We start from the raw sequence: 19,735 nt of genomic DNA on the forward strand, positions 1-19,735 counted from the left end.
CGGTGGCAGCGAAGCTGTGGGCGATCAGTGATATTCACGTAGGCCATCGAGGCAACCGGCCGGTCACCGAAGACCTGTATCCGGAGTCGCCCGACGACTGGTTGATCGTGGCCGGCGACGTGTCGGAGAAAACCGACGACATCCGCTGGGCTCTGTCGCTGCTGAGCAGCCGGTTCGCGAAGGTCATCTGGGTTCCGGGCAACCACGAATTGTGGACCACCGCGAAGGATCCCGTGCAGATGCACGGGGTGGCCCGCTACGACTACCTCGTCACGATGTGCCGCGAACTCGGGGTGCTCACGCCCGAGGATCCCTATCCCGTCTGGGAAGGCGAGGGGGGACCGGTAGTGCTCGTACCGATGTTCCTGCTGTACGACTACTCGTTCCTTCCCGACGGCACCACCACCAAGGCGGAAGGCCTCACCGTCGCACGCGACCGCAACGTCGTCGCGACCGACGAGTTCCTGCTTCGGCCCGACCCGTATGTCACGCGGGACACGTGGTGCGCGGTGCGGGTGGAACAGACCCGGGCTCGGCTCGACGCGCTCGACCCGGCTCTGCCCACGGTGCTGATCAATCATTTCCCGCTTGTGCGTGAACCCACCCGAATGCTGTTCTACCCCGAGTTCGCACTGTGGTGCGGGACCACCGAGACGGCCGACTGGCATCTGCGCTACCGCGCGCTGTGCAGCGTCTACGGGCACCTGCACATTCCCCGGACGACGTACTACGACGGGGTCCGCTTCGAAGAGGTGTCGGTCGGCTACCCGAGGGAATGGCAGCGGCGCGGACTGCCCGATCGGCTTCTCCGGCAGATCCTTCCGGTGCCGGACTACCCGCCGGGAACCCTGAACAAGTGGGGCGGTCACTTCACGGTGACACCCGAGATGGAAGCCGAAGCCGAGAAGATGCGAGCACAACGACAGAGGGAGATGCGGTGACCGAGCCGTCCGCCGGAGAACAGGCCGAGACACACGCGGCGCTGCTGTCGCGCATCGTGCCGGAGGGGGTCGCGGCTGCGGAAATGTTCTCCGACCCGCCGGGACTGCGGCCGCATCCGCAGGAGGAACCGCTCGTCGCACGCGCGGTGGACAAACGCCGCCGGGAGTTCGCCGGCGCCCGGCACTGTGCCCGGCAGGCGATGCGGCACCTCGGGGTCGAACCCGGCCCCGTCCTGCGGGGTGAGCGCGGCGCTCCGGTGTGGCCGCGTGGGCTGGTGGGCAGTCTGACCCACTGCGACGGGTACCGGGCCGCGGTGCTCGGCTACTCGCTGCAGGTGCGGTCGCTGGGGATCGACGCAGAGCCTCACGACGTGCTCCCCGACGGGGTCCTGCCGGCGGTCAGCCTCGAACCGGAACGGGAATGGCTCGCGTCGGCGGGCGACGACCTGCACTGGGACCGTCTGCTCTTCTGCGCGAAGGAAGCCACCTACAAGGCATGGTTTCCGCTCACCGGCCGGTGGCTCGGGTTCGAGGACGCGCACATCACGTTCGAGCGCGACACCACCGCCGATGCCGTGACCGGCACCTTCCACTCCCGGATTCTGGTGCCCGGCGACACGCCGGACGGTCCACCGCTCACCGGATTCGACGGACGATGGCTCGTCGCCGACGGCCTCGTTCTCACCGCGATCACGGTGCGCTGAACGATGACCGACCGAACCCACGAATTCTCCGACAATCCTGCCGTCGCCCGCGCGGGCCTGCTCGTCGTCGACAAGCCTGCCGGTATGACCAGCCACGACGTGGTGGCGCGTTGCCGCCGGCTGCTCGGCACCCGCAAGGTCGGCCACGCCGGCACTCTCGATCCGATGGCCACGGGTGTGCTCGTGCTCGGCGTCGAGCGGGCCACCAAGCTTCTCGGTCTGCTGTCGCTGACCACCAAGTCCTATACCGCGACGATCCGGCTCGGCCGGAGCACCGTCACAGACGACGCCGAAGGCGACGTCGTGGAGACGTCGGATGCGTCCGGCGTGACCGACGAGCGGATCGCCCAGGTGGTGGAGACGCTGACCGGAGACATCGAGCAGATTCCGGCGAGCGTGAGTGCCATCAAGATCGACGGTAAGCGCGCCTATGCCCGCATGCGCGAGGGGGAGACCGTCGAGATCCCCGCGCGGCCGGTGACGGTGTCGCGGTTCGACGTGCTCGCGCGCCGCAACGACGGTGCCTTCGTCGACCTCGATGTCGAGGTGGACTGCTCGTCGGGAACCTACATTCGCGCACTCGCCCGTGACCTCGGGGCCACCCTGGGAGTCGGGGGACACCTGACGGCCCTGCGCCGCACCCGGGTGGGCCCGTTCGGACTCGAACACGCGCGCACCCTCGAGGAACTCGCGGACGATCCCGTGCCGAGTCTCGGCATCGACGACGCGATCCGCACCGCGTTCGAGTGCCGGACCGTGAGCGACGACGAAGCAGCAGTGCTCGCGAACGGACGCTGGCTCGAACCCGTGGGGATCGAGGGGGTCTACGCGGCGGTCGACGAGCACGGCCGCGCGGCGGCGCTGGTCCAGGAGAAGGGGCGTCGCGCGGCGTCGGTGTTCGTGGTCCGGCCCGCGAACATGTGACGGCTCAGACGAGCCAGATCGCGCCTGCGGCAAGGGTGCCCAGGTCCACGGTGCGGCCGTCGGTGCCGATCCCGATCGAGACCGTTCCGGCGAAATCTCGTCGTTCCACCACGCGGATATCGGTGTCGAGGGCGATGCCGACCTCGTCGAAGTAGCGCAGCATCGCCGGGTCGGCGTCGGAGATCCGCGCGACCCGGCCGTGCTCGCCGTCGCTGAACGTGGTCAGTGGACGGGCGGGCGGCGCCGGAATACGGCCGTCGTGCGACGGGATGGGGTCGCCGTGGGGGTCGCGTTCCGGGTAACCGAGCTTGGCGTCGATGGCGGCGACCATCCGTTCGGATACCGCGTGCTCGAGCACTTCGGCTTCGTCGTGGACTTCGTCCCAGCCGTAGCCGAGTTCCCGTACCAGGAAGGTCTCGATGAGGCGGTGCCGCCGCACCATCGAGACGGCAGCGGTCCGGCCTGCATCGGTGAGCGAGATCGACCCGTAGCGTGCGTGGTCGAGCAGGCCCTGATCGGCCAGGCGCCGCACCGCCTCGGACACGGTCGACGCCGAGACTCCGAGCTTCTCGGCAAGCAGTTTGGTGGAGATCTTCTCTCCGGACCACTCCTGGACCGTCCAGATGATTTTCAGATAGTCCTGGGCCACCGAGGACAGTGTCTCGGTCGCGGTGGTCTCGCTCGTGTCCGTCACGCGTTCAGTTTAGGTAACCGGCAGCACGGATTCACCCGCGTCGCCGGCACCGGTGCGATGCCGGATCGCTTTGGTGACCACTCCGTGGCGCGGCGAGAACAGATACACGGCTGCGAACACCACTGCCTGCGCCAGCACCACGACACCACCGGTAGCGGCGTCGGTGTAGTAGCTCGTGTACACCCCGACCACCGAGGCCGCGACCGCAAGGACGGGGGCGATGACGAGCATCCGCGCGAGACGGTCGGTGAGCAGATACGCGGTTGCGCCCGGAATGATGAGCATCGCCACGACCAGAATGACGCCGACGGCCTGGATCGCGCTGACGATGGTCACCGCCAGCAGTGCGAGCAGCAGAGCCGACAACCTGCCGGGCGAGATACCCAGGGCGTGCGCCTGCACTCGGTCGAACGCGAACAACGTCAGGTCGCGGCGTTTGACCACCAGCACGATCAGCACGACCGCCGCGAGCGCCGAGACCTGCCAGACGTCGCTCGAGGCGAGTCCCAGCAGGTTGCCGAAAAGTACGTGGTTCAGATCGACCTGGCTGGGATTCTTCGAGATCAGCACGACACCGAGCGCGAAGAGCGTGGTGAACACGATGCCGATCGCCGCGTCTTCTTTCACACGGCTCGTGCTGCGCACGAGTCCGATCAAGGCAACCGCGATCCCGGCGAACAGCAGGGCGCCGAGCGCGAAGGGTGCGCCGACGAGATAGGCGAGCACGACACCGGGCAGGACCGCGTGCGAGACGGCATCGCCCATGAGCGACCAGCCGATCAGGACGAGCCAGCAGCTGAGCAACGCGCACACCACTGTGGCGGCGACCGCCACGATCAGCGCGCGCTGCATGAATCCGTACTGCAGAGGATCGACAAGGAGATCCAGCATCACTGCACCTCTCGCGCGACCGGCGCACTCGCCGGCGACTCGGTGGGGGAAGCGCCGAATGCGAGCGCCAGGTTCTCGGGACGCAGCACCTCCTCGGGTGGACCGTGGACGAGGAGGCGTCGTTGCAGCAGGACGGCTTCGTCGCAGAGAACCGGCAGTCCGGTGAGGTCGTGCGTGGCGACCAGGACTGCGCGTCCCGAGGCCGCGAGGTCCCGGATCACCGCTGTCAGTGCCTGTTGCGTCTTCGCGTCCACGCCGGCGAACGGTTCGTCGAGCAGGAGTAGCGGAGCTTCCTGCGCGATCGCGCGCGCCACGAACACGCGTTTGCGCTGTCCTCCGGAGAGCTGGCCGATCTGCCGTGTCGCGTAGTCGGTCATGCCGACACGGTCGAGTGCGGACTCGACTGCCGCGCGGTCCGCCGGCCGGGGCCGGCGCATGAATCCCTGGTGACCGTAGCGGCCGGTCATCACCACTTCCCGCACCCCGATCGGGAAATCCCAGTCGACGGCCTCCGATTGCGGCACATATGCCACTGCGCCGGTCCGGCGCGCGACCACCGTGGATTCGCCCGCGATGGACACGCGCCCCGACACCGGCCGGACCAGACCCATGATCGTTTTGAACAGGGTCGACTTGCCCGAGCCGTTGGTTCCGACCAGACCACACACCGTTCCCGGCGACAAGCTCAGGGACACCCGGTCGAGCGCGGTGACGGTGTCGTAGCGGACGGTGACCGTATCGATGTCCAGTGCAGGTGCCGTCATCGTGTCAATCCTGCCGTGATCGTCGAGATGTCGTGCCGCAGCAGGTCCAGGTAGGTGGGGACGGGACCGTCCGGGCCGGACAGCGAATCGACGTAGAGGGTGCCGCCGAACCGCGCCCCGGTGTCCGCCGCGACCTGCTGCTGCGCCTTGTCCGACACGGTCGATTCGCAGAACACCGCGGGGACCCGGTTCTCGCGCACGAAGTCGACGGTCCGGGCGACCTGCTGGGGCGTGCCCTGCTGGTCCGCGTTGACCGGCCACAGGTAGGCCTCCCGCAACCCTGCGTCGCGCGCCAGATAACTGAACGCGCCCTCACACGTCACGAGGGCTCGCTGCTCCTCCGGTAGTGCCGAGACACCGGCGATCAGTTCGTCGTGGAGCGCCGCGAGTTCGGCTTTGTACGTGGATGCGTTCGCCGCGAAGTCGTCCGCGTGTTCGGGTGCGAGATCGGACAACGCGGCGGCGATGTTGTCGACATAGATCTGCGCGGTGAGCGGTGACATCCACGCGTGCGGATTGGTTTGCCCGGCGTAGCTGTCTCCGGTGATGTACACCGGTTCGATGCCGTCGCTGAGGACGACGTGCGAGGCGTCGGCGTCTTCGAGGAACTGTTCGAACCAGCGCTCGAGCCCGAGTCCGTTGTCCAGGACGAGATCGGCGTCGGCGGCGTTGCGGAGGTCGCTGGGAGTGGGCTCGTAGCCGTGGACCTCGGCGCCCGGTTTCGTGATGGATTCGACGCGCACATGGTCTCCGGCGACGGCGCGGGTCATGTCGGCGATCACGGTGAACGTGGTGAGGGCGAACGGCCGCTCGTCGGCGTCCGTCGGTGAGGTGCAGGCGGTGAGGGCGACGGCAGCAGCCGCCAGAACGGCGGTTTTGACCCATCCAATGGAAATCTTCGGCACACCGAAATTATGCATTCGGGTGCCGGATGTTGTCCACGTGGGCTACGGAGCCGGTCGAGGATGACCGACCGGCGCGTGCGCCGTAGGCTGCCGATGTGCAGAGATGGCGAGGTCTGGACGAGATACCTGCGGACTGGGGTCGTTGTGTGGTGACGATCGGGGTGTTCGACGGCGTACACCGGGGGCACCAGCAGCTGATTTCGAGCGCTGTGAAAGCCGCGACGGAACGAGGTGTCCCGAGCGTGCTCATGACGTTCGATCCACACCCCATGGAGGTCGTGCGGCCGGGAAGTCACCCCGCGCAGCTGACGACACTGGCGCGGCGCGCCGAGCTGGCGGAGGAACTGGGAATCGACGTGTTCTGCGTCGTGCCGTTCACCCCCGAATTCATGAAGCTCTCGCCGGAGCGGTACGCCCACGAGATCCTCGTCGAACGACTCCATGTCGCGGAAGTGGTCGTGGGGGAGAACTTCACCTTCGGCAAGAAGGCGGCCGGCACCGTCGACCTCCTGCGCTCGATCGGCGCGCGATCCGGTTTCGCGGTGCAGGGCCTGACCCTCGTCGCCGAGCACGCCGTCACGTTCTCCTCGACCTACATCCGGTCCTGTGTCGACGCCGGTGATGTCGCTGCGGCGGCCGATGCGCTCGGCCGCCCTCATCGCGTCGAAGGAGTCGTCGTGCACGGCGACGGGAGAGGGCGCGGGCTCGGCTTCCCGACCGCGAACGTCGCGCCGCCGATGTACGCCGCTATCCCGGCCGACGGCGTCTACGCCGCATGGTTCACCGTGCTCGGCTCGGGATCACCCGTCGACGGTGTCTCGGTCGGGGAGCGGTACATGGCCGCGGTGTCCGTCGGAACCAATCCCACGTTCTCCGGACGCAAGCGCACCGTCGAGGCATACGTCCTCGACGAGGAAGCCGATCTCTACGGTCAGCACGTGGCGGTGGACTTCGTCGAACGGCTGCGCGGCATGGAGAAGTTCGATTCCGTGGAGGCGCTGATTTCTGCGATGCACCGCGATGCCGACCGCGTGCGCGAGGTACTCGCTGCCGGCTGACCGCATGTACCGGCCGCCGGGTATCCCCGTCGGCCGAACGTACGGGAGAGGCGGGCGCGCGGGGGGCGGGCGCGGCTCTGGTAATATCGACCGCTGGTGTGTGCTGCGGTTCGCGGCGGCCGCACCGGCGGACCCGGTCCGCTATCTGTCACGCGGACGTCAGTTGTTCAGGAGAACTACCAGTGGCATTGACCACCGAACAGAAGAAGTCGATCCTCGGCGAATACGGCCTGCACGAGACCGATACCGGGTCGCCCGAGGCTCAGGTTGCGATGCTCACCAAGCGCATCGTCGACCTCACCGAGCACCTCAAGCAGCACAAGCACGACCACCACTCCCGCCGCGGCTTGCTGCTGCTGGTCGGTCGTCGTCGCCGCCTGCTGAAGTACGTCGAGAAGGTCGACGTCGAGCGTTACCGCTCGCTCATCCAGCGTCTGGGCCTGCGTCGCTGACGCAGCCGAGAAGCGACACGATCTGCATCCGCTGATCTTTTCCGACAGCCAACGGGGCACCCACTACACTGGGCCCCGTTGGCTATCGGTGTTTGTGCCGGTATAGCCGGCACGCCACACCGCCGACGGCGGTGAACCGTATGCACCGATGGTGTCGGTCCTCGGTAGTGACTTTCCGGTCCGGGCACGGCGTCCGTAAGAGACGCCCCCGCCGGAGGGTTTCGATCGACGACCGCCTCCGTGAATCGGTGCGCTACCACGGCCAAGGGGGCCGTGGAGCCCGCGCGGGTACGGCGAAGACGAAGAGGGAAGAGAAGATACAAAGATGACAAGCAATTCCGCAGTCGAGACCGACGAAGGCGTCTACGAAGCCGTCGCGACACTCGACAACGGTGCCTACGGCACCCGCACCATCCGTTTCGAGACCGGCCGCCTCGCACAGCAGGCCGCCGGCGCCGTCGTCGCCTACCTCGACGACGAGACCATGCTGCTGTCGGCCACCAGCGCGTCGAAGCACCCCAAGGAGCACTTCGACTTCTTCCCGCTCACGGTGGATGTCGAAGAGCGTATGTACGCTGCCGGGCGCATCCCGGGCTCGTTCTTCCGTCGCGAGGGCCGTCCCTCCACCGACGCGATCCTCACGTGCCGCTTGATCGACCGGCCGCTGCGCCCGTCCTTCGTGGACGGCCTGCGCAACGAGATCCAGGTCGTCGTCACGGTTCTGAGCCTGAACCCGAACGACCTGTACGACGTGGTCGCGATCAACGCGGCGTCGGCGTCGACGCAGCTCGCCGGACTGCCGTTCTCCGGACCCGTCGGCGGTGTGCGTGTCGCACTCATCACGTCCGACGACAACAAGGCCGGCCAGTGGGTTGCCTTCCCGACGGTCGAGCAGCTCGAGAACGCCGTGTTCGACATGGTGGTCGCGGGCCGCATCGTCGGCGGTGCGGACAACCCGGACACCGCTGATGTCGCGATCATGATGGTCGAGGCGGAGGCCACCGAGAACGTCATCGCACTCGTCGAGGGTGGCGCACAGGCGCCGACCGAAGCGATCGTCGCGCAGGGCCTCGAGGCCGCCAAGCCGTTCATCGCCCGCCTCTGCGTCGCTCAGCAGCAGCTCGCTGTTGCTGCCGCGAAGCCGACCGGCGACTTCCCGCTGTTCCCGGCCTACGCGGACGACGTGTACGCCGAGGTCGAGGCTGCGGCGTCGACGAAGCTGGCCGAGGCGCTGACCATCGCCGGCAAGCAGCAGCGTGACGAGCGCACCGACGAGATCAAGGTCGAGGTTCTCGAGCAGGTCGGCCCGAAGTTCGAGGGCCGCGAGAAGGAGATCGGCGCGGCCTTCCGCGCGCTGACCAAGAAGCTGGTTCGCCAGCGCATCCTGCGTGACCAGTTCCGTATCGACGGGCGCGGGATCACGGACATCCGTGCACTCTCGGCCGAGGTCGCGGTCGTTCCCCGTGCACACGGTTCGGCTCTGTTCGAGCGTGGCGAGACCCAGATCATGGGTATCACCACCCTCGACATGGTCAAGATGGCTCAGCAGGTCGACTCGCTCGGCCCGGAGACCAGCAAGCGCTACATGCACCACTACAACTTCCCGCCGTACTCGACCGGTGAGACCGGCCGCGTCGGTTCGCCGAAGCGTCGCGAGATCGGCCACGGCGCCCTCGCGGAGCGGGCACTCGTGCCGGTGCTCCCGAGCCAGGAAGAGTTCCCGTACGCGATCCGTCAGGTGTCGGAAGCGTTGAGCTCCAACGGTTCCACGTCGATGGGTTCGGTGTGCGCCTCGACCCTGTCGCTGCTCAACGCCGGTGTTCCGCTCAAGGCTCCGGTCGCGGGTATCGCGATGGGCCTGGTCTCGGACGAGGTCGACGGTGAGATCCGCTACGTGGCACTGACCGACATCCTCGGAGCCGAAGACGCCTTCGGCGACATGGACTTCAAGGTCGCCGGAACGAAGGATTTCGTCACCGCGCTGCAGCTCGACACCAAGCTCGACGGAATCCCGTCGCAGGTGCTCGCGGGTGCGCTGTCGCAGGCACACGACGCGCGCGCCACGATCCTCGAGGTCATGGCCGAGGCCATCGACGCTCCGGACGAGATGAGCCCGTTCGCGCCGCGCATCACCACGATCAAGGTTCCGATCGACAAGATCGGCGAGGTCATCGGGCCCAAGGGCAAGATGATCAACTCGATCACCGAGGAGACCGGCGCCAACATCTCCATCGAGGACGACGGCACCGTGTACGTCGGAGCTGCGGACGGTCCGTCCGCGCAGGCAGCGATCGACAAGATCAACGCCATCGCCAATCCGCAGCTGCCGAAGGTCGGCGAGCGTTTCCTCGGCACCGTGGTCAAGACCACGGCGTTCGGTGCGTTCGTCTCCCTGCTCCCGGGCCGTGACGGTCTGGTGCACATCAGCAAGCTCGGCAACGGCAAGCGCATCGCGAAGGTCGAAGACGTCGTGAGCGTCGGGTCCAAGCTGCGGGTCGAGATCGCCGACATCGACAACCGGGGCAAGATCAGCCTCGTGCCCGTCGAGGACGACGCCGCCGCCGAGGCCGCTCCGGCCGAGGCAGCCACCGAGTCCTGATCGGCTCCTCCCGGTAGCCTCCCGCTCCGGGACAGGCAATCACCGCGCGCTGTTCCTTCCCTTCGGGGCGGGAACAGCGCGCGGTGTCGTTGCGCGAGGGTCCTGTCCGGTCGCCGACCCGACCTGCGGCGGAGCGTCGCCGATGGCTCGCAACATGGAGAATCGAAGACCACCCCCGTGTAAACCTTTAGGCAAAAGGCGTACGGCGATTCTGCCGAGGGTGTTCCCTGGTGGTGTGAGCACGGTTACAGCCTCAGGAATCGGGGCACGTCCAGGAGTCAACCTGGCACTGGCGACCTGGGTGTCGGCCATGAACTTCTGGGCCTGGAACCTGATCGGACCGCTGTCCACCACCTACGCCGGCGACATGTCGCTGAGCAGCTCCGAGACATCGATGCTCGTGGCGACCCCGATCCTCGTGGGGTCGCTCGGCAGGATCGTGGTGGGCGCCCTCACGGACCGCTACGGCGGCAGGGTCATGTTCATCACGATCACGCTCGCGTCGATACTGCCGGTCCTCGCGGTCGGCTTCGCGGGCAGTGCGGGCTCGTACCCGCTGCTGCTCGTCTTCGGATTCTTCCTGGGAATCGCCGGCACGATTTTCGCCGTCGGGATCCCGTTCGCCAACAACTGGTACGACCCGTCGCGTCGTGGCTTCGCCACGGGTGTATTCGGTGCGGGCATGGTCGGCACGGCACTGTCGGCCTTCTTCACGCCGCGTTTCGTCGGATGGTTCGGGCTGGTCGCCACCCACGTGATCATCGCAGTGGTGCTCGCACTGACCGCGGTGTTGTGTCTGACCGTCATGAGGAACGCGCCCGCATTCGTTCCCAACACCCAGCCGGTGGTGCCCAAATTCCTTGCGGCATGCAAACTCCGGGTCACCTGGGAAATGTCGTTCCTGTATGCCATCGTCTTCGGCGGTTTCGTCGCGTTCAGCAGCTACCTGCCCACCTACATCAGGACGGTGTACGAGTTCTCCGCGGTGGATGCAGGTACCCGTACCGCGGGGTTCGCCGTCGCCGCGGTGATCGCCCGCCCCATCGGCGGAACCCTCTCCGACCGGATCCCACCGAAGTACGTGGTGATCGCATCCTTCGCCGGCACCGCCGTGACCGCATTCATCGCCACGTTCAAGCCACCGCCGGACTTCTGGTCGGCCGTTGTCTTCATCTCGATGGCGATCTTCCTCGGCATCGGCACCGGAGGCGTGTTCGCCTGGGTGGCGCGGCGTTCGCCCGCGCAGTCCGTCGGCAGCATCACCGGAATCGTCGCGGCGGCAGGTGGCCTCGGCGGATACTTCCCGCCCTTGGTCATGGGCGCGACCTACGACCCGGTGGGCAACGACTACACCGTGGGCCTGTTGCTCCTGGTCGCGGCGGCTCTCATTGCACTGGTCTACACCGCGGTCTGGCTGAAGGCACGTGAACCTGCCGCATCGCGGGACGCTCCACACAGGCAACCGGAGGAGAGCACGTGACTACGGAAAAAGTCGCTGTGGGTGGGACGCTCGAGGAACTGCTGGTGCGTAGCGGCCGGTTCTTCACGCGTGGCGAAGAATCCGCCGACACCCGCAGCATCCTGCACCAGGGCGGCAGAGAAGGTGACATCTTCTACCGCGACCGGTGGAGCCACGACAAGGTGGTGCGATCGACACACGGCGTGAACTGCACCGGTTCGTGCTCGTGGAAGATCTACGTCAAGGACGGGATCATCACCTGGGAAACCCAGGAGACGGACTATCCCACGGTGGGAGCGGACCGCCCCGAGTACGAACCGCGCGGTTGCCCCCGAGGAGCGGCCTTCTCCTGGTACACCTACTCTCCGACACGGGTGCGGTACCCGTACGCGCGCGGAGTCCTCGTCGAGATGTATCGCGAGGCCAAACAGCGTCTCGGTGATCCGGTACTGGCGTGGGCGGACATTCAGAACGACCCGGAACGCCGGCGCCGGTACCAGCGTGCGCGAGGCAAGGGCGGGCTGGTGCGGGTCACCTGGGCCGAAGCCACCGAAATGGTCGCCGCGGCCCACGTGCACACCATCAAGGAGTACGGGCCCGACCGGATCGCCGGTTTCTCCCCGATTCCCGCCATGTCGATGGTGTCGCACGCAGCCGGTTCCCGGTTCGTCGAACTGGTCGGCGGCGCGATGACCTCGTTCTACGACTGGTACGCGGACCTTCCGGTCGCGTCCCCGCAGGTGTTCGGGGACCAGACCGACGTCCCCGAATCGGGCGACTGGTGGGACGCGTCGTACCTGTTGATGTGGGGTTCCAACGTCCCGGTGACCCGCACCCCCGACGCACACTGGATGACGGAGGTGCGGTACCGCGGGACCAAGGTCGTCGCGATCAGCCCGGACTACGCGGACAACACGAAATTCGCGGACGAGTGGATGCCGTGCGCTGCCGGAACCGACGGTGCCCTGGCGATGGCGATGGGCCACGTCCTGCTGCGCGAGTGCTACGTCGAGAAGCCCGTACCTTTCTTCACCGACTTCTCCGCGCAGTACACCGATCTGCCCTTCCTCGTGAAACTCGAAGAGCGCGGCGGAAAGTGGGTGGCGGGCAAGAACCTCACCGCGGCCGACCTCGGGCAGGACGTGGAGAACGCCCCGTTCAAACCGGTGCTCCTCGACAGCGCCACCGACAGCGTGACGGTTCCTCACGGCTCCCTCGGATTCCGCTACGGCGAGGAGGGTATCGGCAAGTGGAACCTCGAACTGGGTGACCTGTCGCCCGCCCTCACGGTGGCACCGCCGGCCGGCGGCACAGCGGAGGTCCTCGCCGTGCATCTGCCGAGTTTCGACACGATCGACGGTCGGGGCGGAAGCCTCGAGCGCGGTGTGCCGGTCCGCCGGGTGGGTGAGCACCTGGTCTGCACGGTGTTCGACCTGATGCTCGCCCAATACGGCGTGCAGCGGGCAGAGTTGAATCTGCCCGGGCAGTGGCCGACCGGGTACGACGATCCGTCGACGCCCTACACGCCGGCGTGGCAGGAATCGATCACCGGAGTGTCTGCGGCGCAAGCGATCCGGGTGGCCCGGGAACTCGCGCGAAACTCCGAGGAATCGGGCGGGCGCTCCATGATCATCATGGGAGCCGGAATCTGCCAGTGGTTCCACGGCGACGCGACCTACCGGGCCGTGCTGTCCCTGCTGCTCCTGACCGGGGCAATGGGACGCAACGGCGGCGGCTGGGCGCACTACGTCGGGCAGGAAAAGTGCAGAACCGCCACCGGATGGGCCACGATGGCGATGGCCACCGACTGGAGCAGGCCACCTCGTCAGATGGCGGGCACCTCGTACTGGTACGTGCACACCGACCAGTGGAAGTACGACGGGTACCGGGCGGACGCCCTCTCGAGCCCGCTGTCGCGGGGGCGCTTCCGGGACAAGCACACCATGGATGTGATGGCGTCGGCCGTCGCGATGGGCTGGTCGCCGTTCTATCCGCAGTTCGACCGCAACACACACGATCTGGCGGACGAGGCTCGTGCGGCCGGTCGCGACATCCCCGAATATGTTGCCGAACAACTGGCCAAGGGGACGGTGAAACTCGCCGTCACCGATCCCGGGTCGCCGCGTAACTGGCCGCGCGTGCTGAGCGTGTGGCGGTCGAATCTTCTCGGCTCCTCCAGCAAGGGCAACGAGTACTTCCTGCAGCATCTGCTGGGTACCGACTCGAACATTCAGGGTGCTCAGACCGCGCCGGATTTGCGGCCCAACGACGTCACCTGGCGGGAGGACGTCCCCGACGGCAAACTCGACATGCTCATGTCGATCGACTTCCGGATGACGTCGACGACGCTGTTCTCGGATGTCGTGCTGCCCGCAGCGACCTGGTACGAGAAGGGGGACCTGTCGAGTACCGACATGCACCCCTACGTGCACGCGTTCAGCCCCGCGATCGATCCGCCCTGGGAGACCCGCTCGGACTACGAGGCGTTCGGTGCGGTCGCGAAGGCGTTCAGCGCCCTGGCACGCACGCATCTGGGAACGCGGACCGACGTGGTGATGGGGACGCTCCAGCACGACACGCCCGGTGCGATGGCGTATCCCGGTGGAACGGAGAACGACTGGAGGAAAACCGGTGAAGTGCCCATCCCGGGGAAGACCATGGGGCCTCTCGTGGTCGTCGAGCGGGATTACACCGCCGTCGCCGACAAGTGGGCCACGCTCGGGCCGCTCGCGGAGTCGGCAGGGCTGACCACCAAGGGGGTGACCACCCACCCCGACCAGGAGGTCGCCGAACTCGCCGTCAAGTTCGGCGTCATGGATTCCGGTGCCGCCGCCGGGCGCCCGGCGATCACCACTGCGGAACGGATGTGCGACGTGATTCTCGCGCTGTCCGGGGCGTCGAACGGCCGGCTCGCCGTGCAGGGGTATCGCGAACTCGAGAAGCGAACCGGGCGCAGGCTCGTCCACCTCGCCGAAGGCAGTGAGGAACGCCGGATCACCTACGCCGACACGCAGGCCCGGCCGGTACCGGTGGTCACGAGCCCGGAATGGTCGGGCAGCGAAACAGGTGGTCGCCGCTACGCACCCTTCACCACCAACATCGAGGAACTCAAACCGTTCCACACCCTCACCGGCCGGATGCACTTCTACCTCGACCACGACTGGATCGAGGAGATGGGCGAGCAACTTCCGACCTACCGGCCCCCGCTGGACATGAACCGTCTGTTCGGTGAGACATCCCTCGGTACCGGTGACGGAGTGGGGCTGACGGTGAGATACCTGACCCCGCATTCGAAATGGTCGATCCACTCGGAGTATCAGGACAACCTGTTCATGCTCTCGCTCTCGCGCGGCGGACCGACGATGTGGATGAGTCCGGCGGACGCGGCGAAGATCTCGGTGCGCGACAACGACTGGATCGAGGCCGTGAACCGCAACGGCGTGGTGGTGTGCCGGGCCATCGTGTCGCAGCGCATGCCCGAGGGCGTGGTGTTCGTCTACCACGCGCAGGAACGCGTCATCGATGTCCCGCTCACCGAAACCACCGGAAAGCGTGGCGGGATCCACAATTCGATCACGCGGATCCTGATGAAACCGAGTCATCTGGCGGGCGGCTACGCCCAGACCTCGTATGCCTTCAACTATCTCGGACCGACCGGCAACCAGCGCGACGAAGTCACGGTCGTGCGCCGCCGGTCTCAGGAGGTGACGTACTGATGTACACGATCGGACCCCACGGACGGGGGCACTCATGAAGGTCATGGCACAGATGGCGATGGTCATGAACCTCGACAAGTGCATCGGGTGTCACACGTGCTCGGTGACCTGTAAACAGACCTGGACCAACCGTTCCGGAACCGAGTACGTCTGGTTCAACAACGTGGAGACCCGTCCGGGTCAGGGGTACCCCCGCACCTACGAGGATCAGGACAAGTGGCGCGGCGGCTGGATCAGGGACAAGAAGGGCAGGATTCGGCTGCGCGACGGCGGCCGCCTCCACAAGCTCAGCCGGATCTTCTCCAACCCCAAGATGCCGTCGATCGACGACTACTACGAACCGTGGACGTACGACTACGAGACCCTCACCAACGCCCCTGCGGGGGAGAACATCCCGGTGGCGCGACCGCGCAGTCTCCTCAGCGGCGAACCGATGAAAGTGGAGTGGTCGGCCAACTGGGACGACAACCTGGCGGGCTCGCCCGAGATCGTTCCGGACGACCCGATCCTGGCTAAGATCAACGAAGAGGTCAAGACGTCGCTCGAAGAGACGTTCATGTTCTACCTGCCCCGGATCTGCGAGCACTGCCTCAACCCGTCGTGTGTCGCGTCGTGCCCGTCCGGAGCGATCTACAAGCGCTCGGAGGACGGCATCGTCCTCGTCGACCAGGACCGGTGCCGCGGCTGGCGGATGTGCATCTCCGGATGCCCGTACAAGAAGGTCTATTTCAATCACAAGACCGGCAAAGCCGAGAAGTGCACGTTCTGTTATCCCCGCATCGAGGTCGGGCTACCGACGGTGTGTGCCGAAACCTGCGTCGGGCGTCTGCGCTACATCGGGCTGGTGTTCTACGACGCCGACCGGGTGCTCGACGCGGCGGCGGTGGAGAACGAACAGGATCTCTACGAAGCCCAGCGTCAGGTCCTGCTCGACCCCCACGATCCGGAGGTCATCGCGGGGGCCCGGGCCGAAGGGATTTCCGACGACTGGATCGCCGGCGCACAGAAGTCACCGATCTACTCGCTGATCAACGTCTACAAGGTCGCGCTGCCGTTGCATCCGGAGTACCGGACCATGCCGATGGTCTGGTACGTGCCGCCGCTGTCGCCGGTCGTCGACGCGGTCAGCCGCGACGGTCACGACGGGGAAGATCTCGGAAACCTGTTCGGAGCACTCGAGTCGTTGCGCATTCCCATCCGCTACCTCGCGGAGCTGTTCACAGCCGGGGACACCGCGGCCGTGGAAGCCGTCCTGCAACGGCTCGCCGCGATGCGGTCGTATATGCGCGACATCAACCTCGGTCGCGACACCCAGCCGCATATCCCGGAGTCCGTGGGCATGACGGAGGAGCAGATCTACGAGATGTACCGGTTGCTCGCCCTCGCCAAGTACGAAGAGCGCTACGTGATCCCGACGGCCTACGCGACCGAAGGACACAAGCTCGAGGAATCCGCCACGGACTGCTCTCTGTCGTTCGACGGTGGACCGGGAATGTACGAGTCCGGGCCCTTCGGTGAGTCGAGCGGCGGACCCGTCCCGGTCGCGGTGGAAACGTTCCACGCGCTCGCAGAGCGCCAGACCACGGAAGGCCTCGCGGTCAACGAGCGCGAGCCCTCCCGCGTCAATCTGCTGAACTGGGACGGCAAAGGAGCGCCCACGGGTCTGTTCCCGGGTGCCTGGCCCGGCGACGGCGAGGAGCGGCGGTGACATTGTTCCGGCGGGCGTCACGCCGAGAGGATCCCGCTCGCCGGTTGCAGACCCGGCTCGTCCACCAGGCGGCCTCGTTGCTGCTGGCGTATCCGGACGAGCAGATGGCGGAGCGTCTCGACACCGTCGAGGCACTCGTCGACCACATCGACGAGCCCGCGCGCGGCCGGCTCACCCGGACCGCCGCGTACCTGCGTCGTAGCAGCCTGCTCGATGCGGCCCAGGCGTATGTCGACACGTTCGACCTGCGTCGGCGCTCGACGATGTACCTGACCTACTGGACCGCGGGAGACACACGCAACCGGGGATCGGAAATCCACGCGTTCGTGCAGACCTATCGGGAGGCGGGCGCCGAACCTCCGGTCGGCGAGGCGCCCGACCACCTCCCGGTGGTCCTCGAGTTCGCGGCCACCGTCGCACCCGAGGCGGGAGAACGGCTGCTCGTCGCGCACCGGGTACCGATCGACGTCCTGCATCGCGCGCTGGTCGGCGACGATTCGCCGTACGCGGACACCGTCGCCGCGGTGTGCGCCACGCTGCCTCCTGTGGACGAGGCCCAGGAACAACGGGCCCGCCGGCTGATGCACGCCGGACCTCCGGCCGAGGCGATCGGCCTGCAGCCGTTCACCCTGACCGTTCCGCCACGCCGGGACGCCCACGACCGACGAGAAGGGCCGTAAACGATGAGCGCGGGTGCAATCTTCTGGGACATCGTGCCGTACGTGACACTCGCGATCCTGATCGTCGGCACGTGGTGGCGGTACCGATACGACAAGTTCGGCTGGACCACCCGCTCGTCACAGCTCTACGAGAGCAGGCTGCTGCGCATCGGCAGTCCGCTGTTCCATTTCGGCATTCTGGTGGTGATCATCGGCCACGTCATCGGCTTGCTGATCCCGAAACAGTGGACGTACGCGATAGGGATCAGCCAGCACGCGTACCACGTCCAAGCTCTCGTGCTCGGGACCATCGCCGGCGCCGCGACCCTCATCGGGGTGTGCCTGCTCATCTACCGCCGGCGTACCAACGGCCCGGTGTACTCCGCGACCACCCTCAACGACAAGGTCATGTACGTAGTCCTGGTCGCCGCGATCGTCGCGGGTCTCGCCACCACCCTCATGGGCGCGGGAGTGGTCGGCGAACACAATTACCGCGACACCGTTTCGCCGTGGTTCCGGTCCATCTGGATCCTGCAGCCACGCGGCGAACTCCTCGTCGAGGCGCCGGTGTCGTTCCAGATCCACACCCTGATCGGTCTGGTGCTGTTCGCGATCTGGCCGTTCACCCGGCTCGTCCACGCATTCAGCGCACCGGTGGGATATCTGTTCCGCCCGTACATCGTCTACCGCAGCAGGGGAGAGGCGCGAGAGGGTCAGCTGGTCGGCTCCCAGCCCCGGCGCCGCGGTTGGTGACCGTCGCCGGATCCGCCCGCGCATGTATCGTGTGATGTTCCGTTCCCGGACGTATGTGCCGGACCCCGACCGCAGGACCGTAGAACTCACACATGGCTCCCACCCGGCACGTTTCTCCTTCCGATACCGCTTCCGCCCCCGCAGTGGATTCCGGCGTTCGCCGCACCGTTCTGCCCGGAGGCGTGCGAGTGGTCACCGAGCACGTGCCGGGCGTGCGATCGGCGGCGGTCGGCGTGTGGGTCGGAATCGGCTCCCGCGACGAACAGCCGTCCGTCGCCGGCGCGGCACACTTTCTCGAGCACCTGCTGTTCAAATCCACCCCGACGCGCACGGCGCTCGACATCGCGGAGCTCATCGACGGGGTGGGCGGTGAACTCAACGCGTTCACCAGCAAGGAACACACCTGCTACTACGCGCACGTCCTCGACGACGATCTTCCGCTCGCAGTCGACGTCGTCGCCGACGTGGTGTTACGGGGCCGGTGCCGCAGCGCCGACGTGGACGTCGAACGGCAGGTCGTACTCGAGGAGATCTCGATGCGCGACGACGATCCCGAGGATCTCCTCGGTGACTCCTTCCTCACCGCGCTGTACGGAGATCACCCCATCGGCCGTCCCATCATCGGTTCCGTCGACTCCATCGAGGCGATGACCCGCGCTCAGCTGCACTCCTTCCACGTGCGCAGGTACACCCCGCAGCGGATGGTCGTCGCGGTCGCCGGCAACGTCGATCACGAGCACACCGTCGAACTCGTCCGCCGCGCCTTCGCCGGGCACCTGGACGGCACGGGCGGGCCGGTGCCGCGCCGGGAAGGCCGGCTCGAACTGCGCACCACACCCACCCTGAGCATCACCGAGCACGACGGCGAGCAGTCGCACCTCTCGCTCGGCGTTCGTTCCTTCGGCCGGCACGACGACCGCCGCTGGGCACTGTCGGTGCTCAACGCCGCGATCGGCGGCGGATTGAGCTCACGGTTGTTCCAGGAGGTGCGCGAGAAGCGGGGTCTGGCGTACTCCGTCTACTCCGGTATCGACACCTTCGCCGATACCGGCGCGTTTTCCGTGTACGCCGGGTGCCAGCCCGAGAATCTCTCCGAGGTCGCGGCCGTGATCCGCGAGGTGCTCGGCGCCGTCGCGAAGGACGGCATCACCGACGCGGAATGCGCTCGCGCCAAAGGCTCGTTGCGCGGTGGTCTGGTCCTCGGTCTCGAAGACACCGGGGCGCGAATGCACCGCATCGGACGCAGCGAGCTGAACTACGGCCGGCACTGGAGCCTCACCGAGACCCTCGAGCGCATCGCGACCGTGTCGTCGGAACAGGTGCGTGAGGTCGCAGCCGAACTACTGCACCGTCCGTTCGCCGCCGCGGTGGTCGGGCCGTACCGACGCCCGCGCGATCTCCCCGCCGCGGTGCGCGACATCGTCGGCTGACCCTGTTCCGCCTGCCGGGCACCTGCGCCGTCGCGGTGACCACCCGTGCAGACCACAACCCCGGTTGCGTACGCTTTC

General features: G+C 67.0%; 16 protein-coding genes. 12 read left to right on the forward strand and 4 right to left on the reverse strand.

The annotated features are described in order from the left end of the window. Positions 1-2 precede the first annotated feature (2 nt). The 3 genes from HF877_RS07835 to truB are packed head-to-tail and all read left to right on the forward strand — an operon-like array spanning position 3 to position 2,569. On the forward strand, positions 3-941 hold the full coding sequence (locus tag HF877_RS07835; protein WP_169620597.1) for a metallophosphoesterase: 939 nt from the start codon (positions 3-5) through the stop codon (positions 939-941). 41 nt (positions 942-982) lie between these two features. Next, on the forward strand, positions 983-1,645 hold the full coding sequence (gene npt / locus HF877_RS07840) for a 4'-phosphopantetheinyl transferase Npt (RefSeq protein WP_169620722.1): 663 nt from the start codon (positions 983-985) through the stop codon (positions 1,643-1,645). Between the two features lie 3 nt (positions 1,646-1,648). After that, a complete protein-coding gene (gene truB / locus HF877_RS07845; protein ID WP_169620598.1) occupies positions 1,649-2,569 on the forward strand; it encodes a tRNA pseudouridine(55) synthase TruB in 921 nt (306 codons plus the stop codon). A gap of 4 nt (positions 2,570-2,573) precedes the next feature. On the opposite strand, the gene HF877_RS07850 is transcribed toward truB, so the two are convergent. The 4 genes from HF877_RS07850 to HF877_RS07865 are packed head-to-tail and all read right to left on the reverse strand — an operon-like array spanning position 2,574 to position 5,838. Further along, complete coding sequence (locus HF877_RS07850) at positions 2,574-3,263, reverse strand: metal-dependent transcriptional regulator (protein ID WP_169620599.1); 690 nt, start codon at positions 3,261-3,263, stop codon at positions 2,574-2,576. Between the two features lie 9 nt (positions 3,264-3,272). Beyond that, the gene (locus tag HF877_RS07855) at positions 3,273-4,154 is read right to left on the reverse strand and encodes a metal ABC transporter permease (protein ID WP_169620600.1); all 882 of its coding nucleotides are present in this window, start codon (positions 4,152-4,154) and stop codon (positions 3,273-3,275) included. After that, positions 4,154-4,918, reverse strand: coding sequence for a metal ABC transporter ATP-binding protein (locus HF877_RS07860; RefSeq protein WP_169620601.1), 765 nt, complete (start codon positions 4,916-4,918; stop codon positions 4,154-4,156). The genes HF877_RS07855 and HF877_RS07860 overlap by 1 nt, the downstream gene beginning before the upstream one ends. Then, positions 4,915-5,838 (reverse strand): metal ABC transporter substrate-binding protein, encoded by a 924-nt coding sequence (locus HF877_RS07865; protein ID WP_169620602.1) that lies wholly within the window; start codon positions 5,836-5,838, stop codon positions 4,915-4,917. Before HF877_RS07865 ends, HF877_RS07860 begins: the two co-directional genes overlap by 4 nt. A gap of 80 nt (positions 5,839-5,918) precedes the next feature. Between HF877_RS07865 and HF877_RS07870 the strand changes: the two genes are divergently transcribed. The 9 genes from HF877_RS07870 (at position 5,919) to HF877_RS07910 (ending at position 19,657) form a co-directional block, all read left to right on the forward strand. Beyond that, entirely contained in the window at positions 5,919-6,881 is a 963-nt protein-coding gene (locus HF877_RS07870; RefSeq protein ID WP_169620603.1) for a bifunctional riboflavin kinase/FAD synthetase, read from the forward strand. A gap of 182 nt (positions 6,882-7,063) precedes the next feature. Continuing rightward, complete coding sequence (gene rpsO, locus HF877_RS07875; protein ID WP_169620604.1) at positions 7,064-7,333, forward strand: 30S ribosomal protein S15; 270 nt, start codon at positions 7,064-7,066, stop codon at positions 7,331-7,333. A gap of 325 nt (positions 7,334-7,658) precedes the next feature. Further along, on the forward strand, positions 7,659-9,932 hold the full coding sequence (locus HF877_RS07880; protein WP_169620605.1) for a polyribonucleotide nucleotidyltransferase: 2,274 nt from the start codon (positions 7,659-7,661) through the stop codon (positions 9,930-9,932). A 310-nt stretch (positions 9,933-10,242) separates the two neighbouring features. Next, positions 10,243-11,412 (forward strand): nitrate/nitrite transporter, encoded by a 1,170-nt coding sequence (locus tag HF877_RS07885; protein ID WP_240952173.1) that lies wholly within the window; start codon positions 10,243-10,245, stop codon positions 11,410-11,412. Continuing rightward, positions 11,409-15,107 carry a nitrate reductase subunit alpha gene (locus HF877_RS07890; RefSeq protein WP_169620606.1) on the forward strand — a complete coding sequence of 1,233 codons (3,699 nt, stop codon included), beginning with the start codon at positions 11,409-11,411 and terminating at the stop codon, positions 15,105-15,107. Before HF877_RS07885 ends, HF877_RS07890 begins: the two co-directional genes overlap by 4 nt. A gap of 34 nt (positions 15,108-15,141) precedes the next feature. Continuing rightward, positions 15,142-16,815, forward strand: a complete 1,674-nt coding sequence (gene narH / locus HF877_RS07895) for a nitrate reductase subunit beta (RefSeq protein WP_169620607.1) — start codon at positions 15,142-15,144, stop codon at positions 16,813-16,815. A gap of 2 nt (positions 16,816-16,817) precedes the next feature. Beyond that, positions 16,818-17,495, forward strand: a complete 678-nt coding sequence (gene narJ / locus HF877_RS07900) for a nitrate reductase molybdenum cofactor assembly chaperone (RefSeq protein WP_206036840.1) — start codon at positions 16,818-16,820, stop codon at positions 17,493-17,495. 3 nt (positions 17,496-17,498) lie between these two features. After that, positions 17,499-18,227, forward strand: a complete 729-nt coding sequence (narI, locus tag HF877_RS07905) for a respiratory nitrate reductase subunit gamma (RefSeq protein ID WP_169620608.1) — start codon at positions 17,499-17,501, stop codon at positions 18,225-18,227. Positions 18,228-18,319: 92 nt separating this feature from the next. After that, a complete protein-coding gene (locus HF877_RS07910) occupies positions 18,320-19,657 on the forward strand; it encodes a pitrilysin family protein (protein WP_169620609.1) in 1,338 nt (445 codons plus the stop codon). Positions 19,658-19,735 lie beyond the last annotated feature (78 nt).

The sequence above is a fragment of the Rhodococcus sp. BL-253-APC-6A1W genome, from assembly GCF_012843405.1.
Lineage (GTDB): Bacteria > Actinomycetota > Actinomycetes > Mycobacteriales > Mycobacteriaceae > Rhodococcus.

Bases quoted from the DNA above. Each gene is read 5' to 3' on its own strand.
- truB (WP_169620598.1), top strand. From the start codon at position 1,649: ATGACCGACCGAACCCACGAATTCTCCGACAATCCTGCCGTCGCCCGC.
- HF877_RS07855 (WP_169620600.1), bottom strand. From the start codon at position 4,154: ATGCTGGATCTCCTTGTCGATCCTCTGCAGTACGGATTCATGCAGCGC.
- HF877_RS07860 (WP_169620601.1), bottom strand. From the start codon at position 4,918: ATGACGGCACCTGCACTGGACATCGATACGGTCACCGTCCGCTACGAC.
- HF877_RS07865 (WP_169620602.1), bottom strand. From the start codon at position 5,838: ATGCATAATTTCGGTGTGCCGAAGATTTCCATTGGATGGGTCAAAACC.
- HF877_RS07880 (WP_169620605.1), top strand. From the start codon at position 7,659: ATGACAAGCAATTCCGCAGTCGAGACCGACGAAGGCGTCTACGAAGCC.
- HF877_RS07885 (WP_240952173.1), top strand. From the start codon at position 10,243: ATGAACTTCTGGGCCTGGAACCTGATCGGACCGCTGTCCACCACCTAC.
- narH (WP_169620607.1), top strand. From the start codon at position 15,142: ATGAAGGTCATGGCACAGATGGCGATGGTCATGAACCTCGACAAGTGC.
- narI (WP_169620608.1), top strand. From the start codon at position 17,499: ATGAGCGCGGGTGCAATCTTCTGGGACATCGTGCCGTACGTGACACTC.
- HF877_RS07910 (WP_169620609.1), top strand. From the start codon at position 18,320: ATGGCTCCCACCCGGCACGTTTCTCCTTCCGATACCGCTTCCGCCCCC.